Annotated in this window: 18 protein-coding genes; 13 read left to right on the forward strand and 5 right to left on the reverse strand. The window is 65.0% G+C overall.

What is annotated here, in order from left to right; genetic code table 11:
- Positions 1-12: 12 nt before the first annotated feature.
- Entirely contained in the window at positions 13-669 is a 657-nt protein-coding gene (locus ACSVHC_RS08205) for a GntR family transcriptional regulator (protein WP_437772351.1), read from the forward strand.
- A 72-nt stretch (positions 670-741) separates the two neighbouring features.
- On the opposite strand, the gene ACSVHC_RS08210 is transcribed toward ACSVHC_RS08205, so the two are convergent.
- On the reverse strand, positions 742-2,133 hold the full coding sequence (locus tag ACSVHC_RS08210; protein ID WP_437772350.1) for an MFS transporter: 1,392 nt from the start codon (positions 2,131-2,133) through the stop codon (positions 742-744).
- Between the two features lie 147 nt (positions 2,134-2,280).
- Between ACSVHC_RS08210 and ACSVHC_RS08215 the strand changes: the two genes are divergently transcribed.
- The 10 genes from ACSVHC_RS08215 (at position 2,281) to ACSVHC_RS08260 (ending at position 12,460) form a co-directional block, all read left to right on the forward strand.
- Positions 2,281-2,967: a DUF2848 domain-containing protein gene (locus ACSVHC_RS08215; protein WP_437772349.1), complete on the forward strand. Its 687-nt coding sequence runs from the start codon at positions 2,281-2,283 to the stop codon at positions 2,965-2,967.
- Positions 2,968-3,076: 109 nt separating this feature from the next.
- Positions 3,077-4,114 carry a GTP 3',8-cyclase MoaA gene (gene moaA, locus ACSVHC_RS08220; RefSeq protein WP_437772348.1) on the forward strand — a complete coding sequence of 346 codons (1,038 nt, stop codon included), beginning with the start codon at positions 3,077-3,079 and terminating at the stop codon, positions 4,112-4,114.
- Between the two features lie 63 nt (positions 4,115-4,177).
- A complete protein-coding gene (locus ACSVHC_RS08225; RefSeq protein WP_439180794.1) occupies positions 4,178-5,074 on the forward strand; it encodes an AAA family ATPase in 897 nt (298 codons plus the stop codon).
- 4 nt (positions 5,075-5,078) lie between these two features.
- Entirely contained in the window at positions 5,079-6,221 is a 1,143-nt protein-coding gene (locus ACSVHC_RS08230) for a vWA domain-containing protein (protein ID WP_437772346.1), read from the forward strand.
- Positions 6,214-7,380: an XdhC family protein gene (locus ACSVHC_RS08235; RefSeq protein WP_437772345.1), complete on the forward strand. Its 1,167-nt coding sequence runs from the start codon at positions 6,214-6,216 to the stop codon at positions 7,378-7,380. The genes ACSVHC_RS08230 and ACSVHC_RS08235 overlap by 8 nt, the downstream gene beginning before the upstream one ends.
- Positions 7,381-7,469: 89 nt before the next feature.
- Positions 7,470-8,000 (forward strand): (2Fe-2S)-binding protein, encoded by a 531-nt coding sequence (locus ACSVHC_RS08240; RefSeq protein WP_437772344.1) that lies wholly within the window; start codon positions 7,470-7,472, stop codon positions 7,998-8,000.
- Entirely contained in the window at positions 7,997-10,348 is a 2,352-nt protein-coding gene (locus ACSVHC_RS08245; protein WP_439180796.1) for a xanthine dehydrogenase family protein molybdopterin-binding subunit, read from the forward strand. The genes ACSVHC_RS08240 and ACSVHC_RS08245 overlap by 4 nt, the downstream gene beginning before the upstream one ends.
- Positions 10,345-11,199 (forward strand): FAD binding domain-containing protein, encoded by an 855-nt coding sequence (locus ACSVHC_RS08250; RefSeq protein WP_437772342.1) that lies wholly within the window; start codon positions 10,345-10,347, stop codon positions 11,197-11,199. The genes ACSVHC_RS08245 and ACSVHC_RS08250 overlap by 4 nt, the downstream gene beginning before the upstream one ends.
- Positions 11,200-11,221: 22 nt before the next feature.
- Positions 11,222-12,007 (forward strand): SRPBCC family protein, encoded by a 786-nt coding sequence (locus ACSVHC_RS08255; RefSeq protein WP_437772341.1) that lies wholly within the window; start codon positions 11,222-11,224, stop codon positions 12,005-12,007.
- A 198-nt stretch (positions 12,008-12,205) separates the two neighbouring features.
- Positions 12,206-12,460, forward strand: a complete 255-nt coding sequence (locus ACSVHC_RS08260; RefSeq protein WP_437772340.1) for a hypothetical protein — start codon at positions 12,206-12,208, stop codon at positions 12,458-12,460.
- Here the strand turns inward: ACSVHC_RS08260 and ACSVHC_RS08265 are convergent.
- Positions 12,457-12,930, reverse strand: coding sequence for a MarR family winged helix-turn-helix transcriptional regulator (locus ACSVHC_RS08265; RefSeq protein ID WP_437772339.1), 474 nt, complete (start codon positions 12,928-12,930; stop codon positions 12,457-12,459). The genes ACSVHC_RS08260 and ACSVHC_RS08265 overlap by 4 nt on opposite strands.
- A gap of 153 nt (positions 12,931-13,083) precedes the next feature.
- Between ACSVHC_RS08265 and ACSVHC_RS08270 the strand changes: the two genes are divergently transcribed.
- Complete coding sequence (locus ACSVHC_RS08270; protein WP_437772338.1) at positions 13,084-14,016, forward strand: methyltransferase family protein; 933 nt, start codon at positions 13,084-13,086, stop codon at positions 14,014-14,016.
- Here ACSVHC_RS08270 and ACSVHC_RS08275 read toward each other — a convergent pair.
- Positions 14,008-14,379 carry a DM13 domain-containing protein gene (locus ACSVHC_RS08275; RefSeq protein WP_437772337.1) on the reverse strand — a complete coding sequence of 124 codons (372 nt, stop codon included), beginning with the start codon at positions 14,377-14,379 and terminating at the stop codon, positions 14,008-14,010. The two genes, ACSVHC_RS08270 and ACSVHC_RS08275, sit on opposite strands and share 9 nt — an antisense overlap.
- Here ACSVHC_RS08275 and ACSVHC_RS08280 point away from each other — a divergent pair.
- Positions 14,378-15,019 (forward strand): dihydrofolate reductase family protein, encoded by a 642-nt coding sequence (locus tag ACSVHC_RS08280; protein ID WP_437772336.1) that lies wholly within the window; start codon positions 14,378-14,380, stop codon positions 15,017-15,019. The genes ACSVHC_RS08275 and ACSVHC_RS08280 overlap by 2 nt on opposite strands.
- Positions 15,020-15,045: 26 nt before the next feature.
- On the opposite strand, the gene ACSVHC_RS08285 is transcribed toward ACSVHC_RS08280, so the two are convergent.
- Together ACSVHC_RS08285 and ACSVHC_RS08290 are read right to left on the reverse strand one after the other, a co-directional pair.
- Positions 15,046-15,351, reverse strand: a complete 306-nt coding sequence (locus ACSVHC_RS08285) for a hypothetical protein (RefSeq protein ID WP_437772335.1) — start codon at positions 15,349-15,351, stop codon at positions 15,046-15,048.
- 87 nt (positions 15,352-15,438) lie between these two features.
- Complete coding sequence (locus tag ACSVHC_RS08290) at positions 15,439-16,092, reverse strand: DUF1254 domain-containing protein (protein WP_437772334.1); 654 nt, start codon at positions 16,090-16,092, stop codon at positions 15,439-15,441.
- Position 16,093 lies beyond the last annotated feature (1 nt).

The following is a 16,093-nucleotide window of genomic DNA, read 5'->3' on the forward strand; positions in this document are numbered from 1 at the left end:
TATACATGATGTATGCGAAAAAGTTCGGGGACTGCGGCGTCCGGCCGCGAGAAGGCGTACGCGTACCTGCGTGAAAATATCCTGATCGACCCCGAGGTGCAGGGGAAGTTCCTGAATGAGCAGGAACTGGCCGCGGAAATCGGCGTATCGCGTACGCCGGTGCGTGAGGCGCTCTTGCTGCTGGTCTCGGACGGTTTGGTGGAACTGATTCCCCAGCGCGGAGCTTACGTTCCCCCGGTGACCGGCCGGGAAATGTCCGAATTGATGGAACTGCGCGGGATCCTCGAAAGCCACGCCGCCCGCTTGGTCATCGAGCAGGGACGTGTCCCCGCCGGGACGATGCAGGAAACCCTTGACCTGCAGGCAAAGCTTCCCGAGGAACTGAGCCCGGAGGCGGCCCGTGAGTTTATCCGTCTGGACACCCTGTTCCACCAGCAGCTCATCGACGCGGCGGGCAACGAGCTCATTTCCCGGACGTACAGTAAGCTCCACGTCCGGCAAATTTTGGTGGGAGTCTCCGCGCTGTTCCGTACCGGAGGCCGCCGCGAGCAAGTGTGCGCCGAACATCAGGACATACTCGACGCCCTGATGTCCGGCGACGCGGCGACGGCCCAGAAGGCCATTGACCATCACCTCGCGGTGACCCGGGACATCCTGCTCCGGACTTGAGACGGCCTTCGCCCCCCCCCCCCCCCCAGCGCAGCTCGCTGAGATCCTCACGATTCCTCCGGACGGCCAGCGTCAGCGCGTTTCCGCGCCGGCGGACGGTCGGCTTCCTGCCGCAGATCCTTCGAGCAGCAGACGGTAGTCCTCATCCTCCACGGTGTTGGAGTCCCGGCCGAGCGCCAAGCCGACTACGGTGACGACGGCGGCTAGGGCCACATAGATGGCAACCGGAATCCAGGTGCCGAACTGGGACAGCAACAGCGTGAACATCAAGGGTGCAATGGCGCCCCCGATCACGCCGGCAAAGGTGTAGGCCAGCGAACTTCCGGTGGACCGCAGCCTCGGGGAGAACTGTTCCACGATGAAGGCGGCCTGCGGTCCGTACATGAAGGAGTGCGCCATGAGACCCAGGACGATTCCCACGATCAGCAGTGGCTCGCTGTGCCCGCCCAGGATGCCGAAGAAGACGAAAGTCCAGACGGCTCCAACCACTGCCGCAATCCCGTAGACGAGGCGCCGGTTGAAGCGGTCGGAGACGGCTCCGGCAAGCGGGATCATGAACAGCTGAAACGCCGAGCCGATCAACACGGCAGTGAGGACCTGGCTGCGGTCATAGCCAAGCGTCTGGATCCCGTAGCTCAGGGTGAAGACGGTGAACAGGGCGTAGAGCACGTCCGGGCCTACCCGGCACAGGGTGGCGGCGACGAGCGGCCGGAGTTCCTTGCTGAAGACCTCACGGACCGGAGCGTTGGGCTGCTCACCGTGCGCCTCGATGGCCTTGAAAATCGGGGTATCTTCAAGCTTCAGCCGAATCCAAAGGCCGAACCCGACCAGCACGGCCGAGACCAGGAAGGCGATGCGCCAGCCAAAGCTGATGAACTGCGCTTCACTGAGGGTAACGGTCAGGACGGCCAGCGTCCCGTTGGCCAGGAGGTTGCCGGCCGGCGGTCCGACCTGGGCCGCGGAAGCCCAGAACCCGCGCCTATGGGGATCGCCGTACTCGCTGGAGAGCAGCACTGCGCCGCCCCATTCGCCACCGACCCCCACGCCCTGGGCGAAGCGCAGCAATACCAAGATGATCGGGGCCGAGATGCCGATGCTGCCGTAACCAGGCAGCACCCCGATCAGTACGGTGGCGACGCCGATGATCATCAGCGTTGTCACCAGCACCTTTTTGCGGCCGATGCGGTCACCGAGCCGTCCGAAAATGATGCCGCCTACAGGACGGGACACATAGCCCACGGCATAGGTGGAGAACGCCAGGATGGTCCCGGTCAAGGGATCCGATGACGGGAAAAAGACGATGGGGAATACGACGGCGGCCGCGGCGGAGTAGACAGCAAAGTCGTACCACTCGAGCGCGGTGCCGGTGAGGCTTGCGGCAAAGGCCCTGTACAGGCCTTTGGGATGCATCGGCTTTCCCGGACGCGGCGCTGCGCCGGAAGCCGGAACTGGAACGTTGGCCATGGGTTTCCTCCACGAGAAGTTTACGGTGACGCCTGCCACACTGGCGTTAAATGTATACATTACGCATACTGGATGTACATTGGCGACTGTTTCCGGTTTCCGATCTGAAAAATTTCTCCAGCAGGACACGCAAAGGATGGACAGAAAATGACGACTCTGAGCTTTGAACTTCCCGATGGCACCACGAGGAACGTCCAGGTCAAGCACCTCCTGAACGCCGGCTACGCGGGACGCGAGCAGGAAGAAGTGCAGGCCCACATCGCCGAACTGGCCGAACTTGGCGTTCCCGGCCCCGCGACCACGCCGGCGCTGTACCCCGTGTCGCCATACTTGGCCCAGCAGGTTTCGGAAGTCCGCGTCCAGCACGGCAGGACCTCGGGTGAAGCCGAATGGGCCCTGGTGATCACTGATGAGGACGTGCTCCTGACCGTGGCGTGCGACCACACCGACCGCGAACTCGAGGTCCACGGGGTGGCTTGGAGCAAGAACGCCAGCCCGGACGTGTTGGGGCGCAAGGCCTGGCGCCTGGATGATGTCCGCGACCATTTGGACAAGATCACGCTCAAGGGGTGGGTGGGCGACGGCGAAACGCCGGACACCCTTATCCAGGACAGCTCGTTGGAGGCGCTCCTCAGCCCTGACTACTGGCTCGAGGTCCTGGCGGAGCGCGGCCTGAACCAGCCGGGCACGGTCCTCATTTCAGGCACGGTGGCAATGAAGCATGGGGTTGACCAGTTTGCCCGCAGCTGGAAAGTGGAAATGAGCGATCCGGTGACCGGCACGTCGGTGGACGCCCAGTACGTTGTGGAGCGGATGGCGAAGCCCATCGGCTGAGTCCGGCTCCGCCGTCGTTCAGCCGTCTCCATTGTGGGCGCCCGAAACCGGGCTTACGCTGGGAGAGGCACAAGCGGTTGGCATTACTACCGCGTTGAGAGGGCGCTGCATGGACGGCAATTCCATCACCGACACCTTCCACCGGCCCCTGAGGGACCTGCGGATTTCCGTCACGGACCGATGCAATTTCCGTTGCGTGTATTGCATGCCCAAGGAGATCTTCGGGCGGGATTTCGTTTTCATGCCCCGGGATCAGCTGCTGACGTTTGAGGAAATCACCCGGCTGGCGTCGATCGCGGTGGGGCACGGGGTGCGCAAGATCAGGCTGACCGGCGGGGAACCCCTGCTGCGGAAGGACATCGAGGAATTGGTCCGGATGCTGGCCCGGTTGCGCACCCCCGACGGGCTGGCACCGGACCTGGCCATGACCACGAACGGCTCGGTCCTGGCGCAGAAGGCACAAGCCCTCAAGGATGCCGGGCTGAACCGTGTGACGGTCTCGCTCGACTCACTCCGGGAGGAGACCTTCCAGGCCATGAACGACGTCGGCTATCCCGTGGCGAAGGTCCTTCACGCCGCTGACGTTGCCCAGGCCGCGGGACTGGGGCCGGTGAAAATCAACATGGTGGTCAAGCGCGGCACGAACGACCAGGACATCCTTCCCATGGCGAGCCATTTCAAGGGATCCGGGTTCGTCCTGCGGTTCATCGAGTACATGGACGTGGGGGCGTCCAACGGCTGGAAAATGGATGAAGTGGTGCCCTCCGCCGAGATCCTGGCCCGCATCGGGGCGGTGTTCCCGCTGGAGCCAGTGGCGCCCAACTACCCCGGCGAGACCTCGGATCGCTGGCGCTACGCGGACGGCAGCGGCGAAATCGGAGTCATTTCCAGCGTGACCCAGGCCTTTTGCCGCGGCTGCACCCGGGCCAGGCTATCTGCAGACGGGAAGTTGTTCACGTGCCTTTTCGCCACAACCGGCACTGACCTAAGGGCTCTCCTGAGGGGCGGCGCGTCCGACGTCGAGCTTTCGACGGCGTTGTCCGCCCTGTGGGGTGGCCGTACGGACCGCTACTCGGAACTGCGCAGTTCGCACACGCCGAAAGACCCCACGGCACACAAGATCGAGATGTCGTACATCGGCGGGTAGCCCAGGCGGACCGCATCACCCGAGGCTCCCCCGCAGCCCGGCCAGTGACCCTATGCTGGTGCCATGACGCAGACGTCGATCAGTTCCGCCACAGCGCTGGCCGAAATGCTGGCCGCCACCGGCTACCTCGCCGACGAGGGCCTGGCCACCATTGGCTACCTCGCCCTGAGCATGGAACGGCCGCTTCTGCTGGAGGGCGAACCGGGCACCGGCAAGACCTCCCTCGCCGAAGCGCTGGCGGAAGGGTTCGGACTGCCGCTGATCCGCTTGCAGTGCTATGAGGGAATCGACGCGTCGCAGGCGCTATATGACTGGGACTTCACTGCCCAGATCCTGCATCTGCGCAGCGTGGAGGCCAGCAGCGGCGCGGGAATGGGTGCGGGTTTGAGCGTGGCCGAGCTGGAAAGCTCGCTCTACGACAAACGGTTCCTGCTGGCCCGGCCCATCCTTAAGGCATTGCAGCAAAGCCCGGCCGTGCTGCTGATTGACGAAATCGACCGGGCTGACGACGAGTTCGAGGCGTTCCTCCTGGAGGTGCTCTCGACCTACCAGGTCTCCATCCCCGAGTTCGGCACGGTCAAGGCTGATACCCCGCCGATCGTGGTGCTCACCTCCAACCGGACCCGCGACCTGCACGACGCGCTCAAACGCCGGTGCCTCTACCACTGGATCGACCACCCCGGGCTGGCCCGCGAAGTGGAAATTGTGCGCACCCGGCTCCCCCAGGTGCCCGCGCTCCTGGCCGAGCAGGTGGTGCGCGCCGTCCAGCAGATCCGGGTCACTGACGACGTGCTCAAGCCTCCCGGAGTGGCCGAAACCCTGGACTGGGCCCGTGCGCTGCACCAGCTCGGCCGGGCCGAGTTTGACCTGGCCTCGGCCGCGGCCAGCATCGGCGCGCTGTGCAAGTACCGCGAAGACACCGAGCGGGTCTCGGCGGCCCTGGCCCGGATGCTCGGCTGAGCCCATGCCACTCGCAGGAGGGAGCCCCCCGGCAGGCCAGAGCGCAAGCCAGGGCACAGGCCACAGCGCCGAAGAGATCCTGTTGGCCTTTGCTGCCGCGGTACGCGCGGCAGGCGTGAAAGTGACCGCGGACCGCTCGCTCAGCTTCGTCGACGCCGTTGGCAGGCTCGCCGTGGACCGCCGCTCGGATGTGTTCTGGGCCGGCCGCGCCACGCTTTGCGCCTCCCCGGAGGATTTGCCCGCCTACCAGCGGACGTTTGAGGCCTGGTTCGCCGTGGAACATTCCGCCGCGCAGCAGCTCGAAACCTCGGCGACGTCCGTCAGCGCCGCCGCTTTGGACGACGACGGCGGCCCGGAAGGTGGGCGGGAACAGTTGCGGGCACTCGCCAGCCGCCGGGAGTTGCTGCGGCACCGCGATATAGCCGTCCTGGACGACGCGGAACGCGCACTGCTGCACCGGATGTTCGAGGAGCTGCAGGTCCGCTTGCCCACCCGGCAGACCCGGCGCAAGCACCTCGACCGGCACGGCGACGTCGACCGCGTACGGACCCTGCGCGACCAGCTGCGCCGCGGCGGGGAACCGGGGCCGCTGCGCCGCGCCCGTGCTCCGCGCAAACCCCGCCGGACGGTCTGGTTGATCGATGTTTCGGGTTCGATGACACCCTACGCGGACAGCCTCCTGCGCTTGGCCCACCGGGTAGTGGAAGCCGCCCCGCGCCAGGTGGAGGTATTCACGATTGGAACCCGGCTGACCCGTGTGACCGGCGCCCTTCGGGTTCCGGACCCGGACAATGCCCTGGCCCTCGCCGGCCGCACCGTCCCTGACTGGTCCGGCGGAACCCGGCTTGGAGAGGTGTTGCGAGCATTCAACGACCGCTGGGGCCAGCGCGTGATGGTGCGCGGCGCCGTCGTCGTGATTGCCAGCGACGGATGGGAGCGAGGCGACCCGGCACTGCTGGGACGCCAGGCCGAGCGGCTGCATCATCTGGCGAGGCGGATCATTTGGTCCAATCCGCACCGCGGCAAGGCGGGGTACGAGCCCCTGCAACGGGGAATCAGGGCGGTGCTGCCGCACGTTGACTTCTTTATAGGGGGGCACTCAATGCAGAGTTTCGAGGAGTTGTTGGACGTGGTTGCCAATGCGTGAGGTCTTGGACGATCTGGTCGCCGCCATGGCGGCCGGCCACACTGTAGGACTCGGAACGGTGGTGCGGACCTTCCGCTCCGCACCGCGGCCGGCCGGCGCCGCGATGATGGTCGACGCCGACGGCAGTGCGGTGGGCTCGGTGTCCGGCGGGTGCGTCGAAGGAGCGCTCTACGAACTGGCCACCAAGGTGGTCGAATCGGGCAAGCCGGTGCTGCAGCGCTACGGCATCAGTGACGACGCCGCGTTCGAGGTCGGCCTGACCTGCGGCGGGATCCTGGACATTTTTGTGGAGCCGGTCTCCACTGAGAACTTCCCGGAACTGGCCCAGGTAGCGGACGACGTCGGCGCCGGCCGCCCGGTTGCCATCGTCACTGTGATCGAACACCCCGATCCGGCCTGGCTGGGCCGCCACCTGGTGGTCCGCCCTGACGGGTTCGTCGGTTCCCTCGGCAGCGAGCGTGCCGACCATGCGGTATCCGACGACGTCCAAGGCCTGCTCGCCGCGGGCCGCAACGCCACGCTCATGTACGGACCGGACGGGCAGCGGCGCGGGGAAGGCATGCGCGTTTTCGCCCTCAGTTTCGCCCCGCAACCGCGGATGCTGGTGTTCGGGGCGATCGACTTCGCCGCCGCCGTCGCGAAACAAGGCACCTTCCTGGGCTACCGGGTTACGGTCTGCGACGCACGCGCGGTTTTCGCAACGGCTGCCCGGTTCCCGCAGGCGGACGAGGTGGTGGTGGAATGGCCGCACCGCTACCTGCAGGCGCAGATCAGCGCCGGCCAAGTCGATGAACGCACCGTGATCTGCGTACTGACCCACGACCCGAAATTCGACGTGCCGCTGCTGGAGTTGGCGCTGCGCCACAACGTGGCGTACGTGGGGGCGATGGGATCCCGGCGCACGCACCACGATCGCTTGGAACGGCTGCGCGAAGCGGGCCTGAGCGAGGCCGAATTGGCCAGGCTTTCCAGCCCGATCGGCCTGGATCTGGGGTCCCGCACTCCGGAGGAAACGGCCGTCTCCATTGCCGCCGAGATCATTGCCCTTCATTGGGGTGGCGGGGGCGGAAGATTGAGCACCATGGAGGCCCGGATCCATCACGAACCCACGGTAGAAGCGGACCATGAGGATGCGGGGTACGAACTCAATCCGAGCTAGGGCGCTCACCTCCTCCGAGGAGTAACCTGTGTCACATCAGGACTGGATGCCGGGCAGTGTGCTCGTCTCCAACGCGACAGGAGATCCCAATGGCGAGTTCCAAGACGATCACCGTCGAAGTCGATGATGTGAGCTACACAGACGATGTCGAGCCACGATTGCTGCTGGTCCAGTACCTGCGCGAACGGCTTGGCAAGACCGGCACATTGATCGGCTGCGACACTACCAACTGCGGCGCCTGCACCGTCCATCTGGACGGAGTCAGCGTCAAATCCTGCACCATGTTCGCGGTTCAGGCAGACGGCCACAACGTCACCACCATCGAAGGCCTGGCCCGGGACGGCAAGCTCGCCCCGCTGCAGCAAGCCTTCCACCAATGCCATGCGTTGCAATGCGGCTTCTGCACGCCCGGCATGATCATGCAGTCGGCATCCCTTCTCGCCGAGAACCCGCATCCCACCGAGCAGGAAATCCGGGACGGCCTTGAGGGGAACCTTTGCCGGTGCACCGGGTACCAGAACATCGTTGCCGCGGTACAGGCCGCCGCTGACGGAACGGTTTCCGCGGACAGCACCGTGTCCGCAGACAGCGACGAGACGGAAACGGCAGGTGTGGCATGACCATCGCCGAAATCGGCAGGCCCCGACTCCGCAAGGAAGACGCCCACCTCATCACCGGACGCTCCAGGTACACGGACAACATGACGCTGCCCGGCATGCTGCATCTGGCCATGGTCCGGAGCCCGTTCGCCCATGCGACGATCACGTCGATCGACGTTTCCGCAGCGAAGTCTTCGCCCGGCGTCGTCGCCGTACTTACCGGAGACGACGTGGCCGCGGAACAGGGCAGCCTGCCGAACGTCTGGCCTGTGACCGCCGAGCAGAAGGCGCCCGCGTTCCCATCGATCGCCGTCGACGAGGTGGCCTTTGCCGGCGAGGTAGTGGCCTGCATCGTTGCCCGCAGCGCCGCAGCGGCGCGGGACGCCGTCGAACTCGTGGACGTCAGCTACGACGAACTTCCGGTGGTCCTGGATCTGGAGGAGGCGTTTACGGACAAGGTGCTCGCCCACTCCAGCTTGGAGTCCAATCTGTCGGCGACGTGGGTGTTTGACTCGGGCGAGGCAGGCACAGGCAAGCCGATCGCCGAGGTGCTCATCGAACGCACCTTTTATCAACAGCGCCTCATCCCGGCTTTCATGGAACCGCGCTCGATCGTGGTTGACCCTACAAGTGAGCAAATCACCATGTGGTCGTCCACTCAGATTCCCCATATCCTGCGGCTGATTCTGACATTGACGCTGGGAATCCCGGAAAGCAAGCTGCGTGTGATCGCCCCCGACGTGGGCGGTGGTTTTGGCGGAAAACTGACGGTGATCCCGGAGGAATTCATCACCCTCATGGCAGCCCGACGTGTCGGCAAGCCCTGCAAATACACTGAAACCCGCAGCGAATCGCTTCAGTCCGGGCATCACGGCCGGGCCCAAGTGCAGAAGGTGAAGCTCGCGGCGACGAAGGACGGAATCGTCACCGGGCTGGACATCCAGCTGCTGGCGGACATGGGCGCCTACCTGGGCATTATCGGCTCGGGAGTCCCGATCCTGGGCGCGTTCATGTACAACGCCATCTACAAGTTCCCGGCGTACCGACTGGAATGCAACAACCTCTTCACCAACAAGGCGTGGACGGGCGCTTACCGGGGCGCAGGCCGGCCGGAAGCAACCTTCGCTATCGAGCGCTTGATGGATGAACTCGCCGTCGAACTGGGCATGGACCCCCTGGAAGTGCGGAAGAAGAACTGGATCAACCACGAGGAATTTCCCTTCACCACTGTCACTGGGCTCGAATACGACAGCGGCAACTACGAGGCGGCCACGGCGAAGGCGCTGGAGCTCTTTGGCTACGACGAGCTCCGGGCTGAGCAGGCCAGGCGCCGCGAGGCCAACGATCCCGTCCAACTCGGCATCGGCATCTCCACGTTCACGGAAATGTGCGGCCTGGCTCCGTCCCGAGTGCTTGGCGCGCTCAGTTACGCGGCCGGCGGCTGGGAGCATGCCCAGGTGCGCGTGCTGCCCACCGGCAACGTCGAGGTGGTCACGGGCACATCCCCCCACGGTCAGGGTCACGAAACCGCCTGGAGCCAGCTCGTGGCTGACAGGCTCGGCGTGACGTTCGAAAATGTCGAAGTGCTCCATGGTGATACCCAGGTCTCCCAGCGCGGCCTGGACACCTACGGCTCCCGCTCGCTGACCGTCGGTGGCATGGCGGTGCTGGCCGCTGCAGACAAGGTGATCGAGAAGGCCAAGGTTCTGGCGGCGCACATGATGGAGGCCAGCGAAGAGGACATCGAGTTCACGGACGGCAAGTTCAGCGTGAAGGGCACTGATCAATCCACGGCATTCGGTGAAGTCGCCTTCGCCGCCTTCTCGGCGCACAACCTGCCAGAAGGGTTTGAGCCCAATCTGGACTCGGACGCCACCTTCGACCCGCAGAGCTTCTCCTTCCCGCACGGCACCCACCTGGCCGCCATGGAAGTGGACACCGAAACCGGGCACGTCACCATCCGCAAGTACGTTTGCGTGGACGACGTCGGGGTGGTGGTCAATCCGCTGATTGTGGAAGGCCAGGTCCACGGCGGCCTGGCGCAGGGAATCGCGCAGGCCCTCTATGAGGAGGCCGTGCACGACGACGCGGGGACCCTGGTCACGGGCTCGTTCGTGGACTACCTCGTGCCCAGTGCGCCGGATCTGCCGCACTTCACGACGGCGCGTACCGAGACGCCGTCCACCACCAATCAGTTGGGGGCAAAGGGAGTCGGCGAGGCGGGAACCATCGCCTCGACGCCCGCCATTGTCAACGGAGTGCTGGACGCGGTGCGGCACCTTGGAGTGAAGGACATCAAGATGCCCTGTACGCCGTCGCGCGTATGGGCCGCCCTTGAAGAAGCCAAGACCACCGGAGGTGTGCAATGATTCCGAGCGCATTCGATTACGCCGCTCCGGCTACGCTGGCGGAGGCGCTGAGCGTGTTGGCCGACGCCGGAGACGACGTGAAGCTGCTGGCCGGGGGCCAAAGCCTGATCCCCGTGATGAAGCTGCGCCTGGCCGACCCAGCCATGGTGGTCGACTTGGGCCGGATCGGGGAGCTGTCCGGGGTCCGCGACGACGGCGACGCACTGCTGATCGGAGCCATGACGACCCACCACCAGATCGCCACCGACCCTCTGATTGCCGAGCACGTGCCGTTGCTGGCCAAGGCCGCGGCGACGGTCGCGGATCCGCAGGTCCGCCACCGCGGCACGTTCGGTGGCGCTCTGGTGCACGCCGACCCGGCGGGTGACATGCCCGCGCCGGTGCTGGCCGCGGACGCGACGTTCATCCTGAACGGTCCTAACGGGGAACGCCGGGTGGCAGCGGCGGACTTCTTCCAGGGGTACTTCACCACCGCCGTTGACGACGGCGAGATCCTCACCCATATCCGGGTGCCGAAGTACACCGGATGGGGTGCGCACTATGAGAAATTCACCCGCGTGGCCCAGCAATGGTCCATCGTCTCAGTGGCCGCCATGGTCCGGGTGGAAAGCGGCACCATCGCCGAGGCCAGGATCGGCCTGACCAACATGGCCAGCACGCCCTTGCGGGCGACCGCCGTCGAACAGGCACTCGCGGGTGCCCCGCTGACCCGGGAAGCGATCGCCACCGCGAGCGCACACGCAGCCGAAGGGACCGATCCCGCCAGCGACCTCAATGGGGACGCGGCCTACCGCCGCCACCTGGCCGGGGTCCTGACCAAGCGGGCCGTCCTCGCGGCCGCCGGACTCTAGCGGAAAACGGACGGAGGCAGACGTGGAACTCAAACATCACTTCGTGGTTCCCAGTTCGCTGGAGGACACCTGGCATTCGTTCAACCAGCTGGAAGACATCGCGCCCTGTTTCCCGGGGGCGACCCTTACGTCCGTGAGCGGCGAGCAGTTCACCGGAACGGTCAAGGTCAAGCTCGGCCCGATCGCCATGATCTACACCGGCACCGGTGAATTCCTCGAGCGCAACCAGGAGACGCATACGGTGGTCATTTCGGCCACCGGGAAGGACAAACGCGGTAACGGCACGGCTGGCGCCACCGTGACGGCAGTGCTGACGCCCGAGGTCGACGGCACCTCCGTGGACGTGACCACCGACATGAACGTCACCGGGAAACCGGCCCAATTCGGCCGGGGCGTCATCCAGGACATCTCGGACAAGCTGCTGGACCAGTTTGTCCAGTGCGTGATCGGGAAGGCGGGCGGCGGGGCTCCGAGCGATACCGAGACCGACGCCGGAGGGTCGGCTGCGTCGGCAGAGTCCGGGACGGCTGGGGCAACGGAGCCCGGGGAGCCTGATGCCGCGACTGCGGCCGGGCCCGCCGGCGTCGGCCCCCCCGCCGCGGGTCCTGCAGCACCGATGGCCGGGCCCCCGGCGTCGCCCGTGCCTGCGGCCGCAGTCGGAACCGCGACGCCGTCCGCGCCGTCGTCGGAATTGGATCTGGGCTCGGCCGTGTGGCCGGTGCTGGTTCGTCGTTTCGGCCCCGTGCTTTGCGCCGCCGCTGCCGTGATCTTGGTGGCTTGGCTTGTCCGGCGACGTGGACGGGACTGAACGCGCTATTTGGGCTGTATTGATGCTGGTTCTCGGGCAGCGCGGCGCGCTTGCCGCGCCCCTCGGCGTGTCGATATCATCAGGGTGGGTTATGCAGCGGCCCTCGGATCTCTTTCCATGGAGCGACCCCATGACCCGCCGGACACCCCTCTCTTCCAACGCTTCTTGCGTGTCTGCCCACATGCCTGGAGCCGCGCTGTGAACGCGCTACTCACCGCATGCCTGGCGGGCGAACTGGACCCAATCCAGGGGCTTGCGAAGTTGTCTGTTGCGGAGCTCAACTTTTTGGCCGACGCCCTCTTCAGGCTGCTCGACGTCGGGAAGCCTGAGTTCGGGGTCAAGTCCTGGTACGACGCGGTACTGGATGAGTTGGCTGCGCGCGGCGAGCGGTCCGCGCGCGGTGGGGGTCCTACGCCCGATGAGCGGACCGCCGTCGACGTTTCCTTGGGCTAGTCTTCCAGCGCCGCGGAGGCTAAAGCGGCGCTGGCACTCTCTGCCCCTGGTGCTTGCCGGTCTGCCAGTTCGCGCACGACTATTTTCAATTCCTGCCTGAACATCGACGTATCGATCGACACTTGGGCGAGAACCTGCCGTTCCGACTCCGCCGCCCGCTCAAGCGCTTCCCTGCCTGCGTCGGTCAGTGAAACGACGTGCGCCCGGCGGTCCTCGGAATTTCGACTGCGGCTTACGTGGCCGTGGGCCTCGAGCCTGCTGAGGGTTTGCCCCATGGTCTGGGCCTGCACGCGCACGATCTGCGCCAGCGTGGTCTGGGTGATGGGGCCAGTGGCTGCAAGGACCTCCAGCGCGATGACACCGGCGTGGGTGAGGCCGATCGCCCTGAGATTCTCGTCCCAAGCGTGTTCCACCAGCCGGGCCGCTGTAGACAGCAACCTTCCGGTGGGCCAACGCTCGATGTCCGGCATATGTCTCATTGTAGCCGTGAGGGCATTTTGCCGGGGGTTCGGGGGGTAACTCGTCCTGCGGCGGTCGGCCGTGAAGAGGGATGCAGTCTTCGAATTGGGTAGGCTGAGCCAAAATTGTCTTCGATTGGGGCTGCTGATGTTTGGGTTGAGCCGGTGTCGCCCTTGATTCGGCGGGGCGAAGCCGTTTCGTGGGGCAAAGCATATTTCGCCGTGCAGGCGATTGCCGGTTTCTTGTGGTGGGCCGCGGTTTTCCTGTCGCCGGTGGTGCGCGAGTCGACTCTGGGTAACCTCGACCCGGTTGCGGTTGCTGCCCTCGACATTCCTTTGTTCGTCGCGGCGTCAGCCGTGGCGGCGTTTGGTGTTAAGGCCGCTGCGGTGGTGAGTACAGGCTGGACGGGTGTTGTCGCCGTCGCACTGACGGTGTATGCCACCGTCACAACCGAAGCGGGCTGGGGCGTGCTCGGCATGGGCGCTGCGACTGCGGGTTCGCTGATCGCGCTCTGCTTTGTCTTGCTCGGGCGTGTACCTACCGGGTGGATCATCCGCGGTCCGTTCGCATTCCGTCCCGCAATCCCCCGCCCCACCGCCGCAAGCCACGTGGCCTCGACATTCGGGCAAATTGTCCTCTTCTGGGGCTTCTTCCTGGCGGCGATTCCGTTCGCCGTCGCTTTTCTCGAAGGGCGCTGGGCGGTGGCACTCCCGTTTCCGTCGTTTGCAATTCCTGTCGGCATCGCGGTTCTGGTACTCGCCAGCGTCCTTGGCATCTCGGCGGCTGTAGCGATGTCGACGTTGGGAAACGGCACGCCGCTGCCATCGGCAATGCCGAACCGCCTGGTCATCGCAGGTCCGTATCGCTGGATCCGGAATCCTATGGCGGCCGCGGGCATCCTCCAAGGCGCGGCAGTCGGTGTCCTCCTGCAGTCATGGCTCGTGGTGGCCTACGCCGTCGTTGGTTCGCTGGTGTGGAATTACGTTGTCAGACCGCTCGAGGAATCTGACCTGGAGGAACGGTTCGGCGAAGAATTCCGGCAATACCGCGACGCCGTGCGCTGCTGGGTACCGCGGGTGTCGAAGGCTTCATCTTAGATTGGCCGCGCCGTAGGCCAGCCGCGCCGGGTAGTCGTAGATCACAACGCTGCCGATAACCGGCGTGTTGGCCCATTGTTGGCTGCCTATTTCGTACTGCTGGTCTCCCTGGCTACTTTTTAGCGCACCCAGCTCATACATAACGGTCGACGTCAGGCCGGGTTCGCCATTCGCGCCGAGGCTCAGAGTCCCCGGGCTGAGGAACACCCGGAGGTCTTTGCTGTTTTCCGTTGCAAAGTCTTTCAGTTCCAGAATTGCTCCGGAACTCCCTGATTTCTCCCGTGAATACTTCCGCGTCGATGATCTAAGCACCAGTATGGTGGGTGCATAACGCAACCACTGATCTGAAGGGACCTTCACCATGGCTGTTCGAGTTGACCTGAATATCTCGCTGGATGGTTTCGCCACGACCACCGACGCAACTCCGGAGAATCCGTTCGGGTCGGATTGGGGCCGCCTGGTTGACGCATATACGTCCACCCGCACGTTCCGTGAGCGGGTTCTGCATGACACCAGTGGAGAAGGTACGTCCGGCGTCGACGACAAATACGCCGCGGCCTACTTCGAGGGGATCGGAGCTGAGATTATGGGTGCCGGAATGTTCGGGTTCCATAACTTCCCCGATGACCCCGAGTGGAAGGGCTGGTGGGGCGACGAGCCTCCGTTCCGCGTCCCGGTGTTCGTCCTCACTCACACGCCTCGCGCTGCCATCACGATGGCCGGCGGTACAACTTTCCACTTCGTAGATACCAGCCCCGAAGAAGTGCTTGAACGAGCGCTGAGTGCGGCGGGTGAAAAGGACGTACGTATCGGAGGGGGCCCTACCGTTGTGCGCGACTATCTCAGTGCTGGACTTGTCGACCGGCTGCATGTCGCGATCACACCGATCCTGCTCGGTAGTGGAATACGGCTTTGGGACGACCTCCGGGGGCTGGAAAGCGACTACACGGTCACGTCAGAGACCGCCGAAAGCGGCATCATCCACGTCACCTTCCACCGCTAAGCCCACACGGGATCGGCTGATTGCGTCTACTCGCGTTTGAGCGTGAGTGCCAGGCTGGGAACCGCGAAGGACAGGAGAAAGATCGGCAGGGGGCTCTTCCCGCTGCACCGGAACCTGGCGATCTCGCCCTCGGCGACGTCGAAAGACCTGGTCCGGCTCGAATTTCGGCCATTTCGGACGTGAAGGGTGTGACGTCCCGGTTCGAGCGTGATGTCGATCGTCTTGTTCAGTTCGACAGTCCCGGCACTTTTCCCGTCGACGATGGCCTCATACGTGCCGCGACGGACTTCCACCCCGATGGCCCTGTGCGTCAGTTTGAGCGTTGCAGTCATTCTGATCCCCTCCTGCGTCCTGGCCCTCGGCCAGCCAGCGGCGGCGAGCCGTTCGCCGTCGTACATCCGGGCCGGTCACGTCGACCGCTACTGCTTCAGCGGCGCGATCTGTATTTGCTTCGCGAGCGAGTAAGCGGTCGGAAGATCGCTGTCGCTTTCGACGAAGACACGGCCGATAGCGAGTGCGGAATCGGTTGGCGAAGAAATCTGCGTCATGCCGTTCGGAACGGTTCCCTTCCAACCGGGCCCGCTGAGGAGAAAGTCGCCGGCTTTGGTTCCTGTCGTGCGTTTGCCGACGTAGGCAAAATTGGTGCTTTTCGACGAGTCGGTGAACTGCACGCTGAAGTAACGGCCGGACATGTCCGGTATGTGGAGGACTTGCGGCCCTTCGCTCAAGTCGAGCCAGCCACCGACGTAGAGCAAGTCGTCGGCTCCGGTTGCCATGAGGCTCCCGCGCGACGTCGACGGCGAAGAGGTGCCGGGCACGGCGTAAAGCGTGTTGACGGGGATCGGGCCCTCACCGAACCCGTGCTTGAGAATCGCCCTCTTGAATCCGTTGACCGTGAGTCGCGGCCAGAGGTAGATGAACGCGGGCGCGCCGAGCCCCCATACGATAACCGCAGCCATGACGAGTGGAATGATCCCGTCCCCGTTGGCGATCCGCCTGTAGATGACCCACGCGAAGACCGCCAGAATGACGGCGGTAAGCGGGCGTCCGTACTTCAAGATGAGGCGGTTCATT

It is taken from the genome of Arthrobacter sp. KNU-44 (genome assembly GCF_051843155.1).
Taxonomy (GTDB): domain Bacteria; phylum Actinomycetota; class Actinomycetes; order Actinomycetales; family Micrococcaceae; genus Arthrobacter.

What these genes read in the sequence shown, in the direction of transcription:
- ACSVHC_RS08205 (WP_437772351.1), top strand. Translation starts at nt 13, where the DNA reads ATGCGAAAAAGTTCGGGGACTGCGGCGTCCGGCCGCGAGAAGGCGTAC.
- ACSVHC_RS08210 (WP_437772350.1), bottom strand. Translation starts at nt 2,133, where the DNA reads ATGGCCAACGTTCCAGTTCCGGCTTCCGGCGCAGCGCCGCGTCCGGGA.
- ACSVHC_RS08215 (WP_437772349.1), top strand. Translation starts at nt 2,281, where the DNA reads ATGACGACTCTGAGCTTTGAACTTCCCGATGGCACCACGAGGAACGTC.
- moaA (WP_437772348.1), top strand. Translation starts at nt 3,077, where the DNA reads ATGGACGGCAATTCCATCACCGACACCTTCCACCGGCCCCTGAGGGAC.
- ACSVHC_RS08225 (WP_439180794.1), top strand. Translation starts at nt 4,178, where the DNA reads ATGACGCAGACGTCGATCAGTTCCGCCACAGCGCTGGCCGAAATGCTG.
- ACSVHC_RS08230 (WP_437772346.1), top strand. Translation starts at nt 5,079, where the DNA reads ATGCCACTCGCAGGAGGGAGCCCCCCGGCAGGCCAGAGCGCAAGCCAG.
- ACSVHC_RS08235 (WP_437772345.1), top strand. Translation starts at nt 6,214, where the DNA reads ATGCGTGAGGTCTTGGACGATCTGGTCGCCGCCATGGCGGCCGGCCAC.
- ACSVHC_RS08240 (WP_437772344.1), top strand. Translation starts at nt 7,470, where the DNA reads ATGGCGAGTTCCAAGACGATCACCGTCGAAGTCGATGATGTGAGCTAC.
- ACSVHC_RS08245 (WP_439180796.1), top strand. Translation starts at nt 7,997, where the DNA reads ATGACCATCGCCGAAATCGGCAGGCCCCGACTCCGCAAGGAAGACGCC.
- ACSVHC_RS08250 (WP_437772342.1), top strand. Translation starts at nt 10,345, where the DNA reads ATGATTCCGAGCGCATTCGATTACGCCGCTCCGGCTACGCTGGCGGAG.
- ACSVHC_RS08265 (WP_437772339.1), bottom strand. Translation starts at nt 12,930, where the DNA reads ATGCCGGACATCGAGCGTTGGCCCACCGGAAGGTTGCTGTCTACAGCG.
- ACSVHC_RS08280 (WP_437772336.1), top strand. Translation starts at nt 14,378, where the DNA reads ATGGCTGTTCGAGTTGACCTGAATATCTCGCTGGATGGTTTCGCCACG.
- ACSVHC_RS08275 (WP_437772337.1), bottom strand. Translation starts at nt 14,379, where the DNA reads ATGGTGAAGGTCCCTTCAGATCAGTGGTTGCGTTATGCACCCACCATA.
- ACSVHC_RS08285 (WP_437772335.1), bottom strand. Translation starts at nt 15,351, where the DNA reads ATGACTGCAACGCTCAAACTGACGCACAGGGCCATCGGGGTGGAAGTC.
- ACSVHC_RS08290 (WP_437772334.1), bottom strand. Translation starts at nt 16,092, where the DNA reads ATGAACCGCCTCATCTTGAAGTACGGACGCCCGCTTACCGCCGTCATT.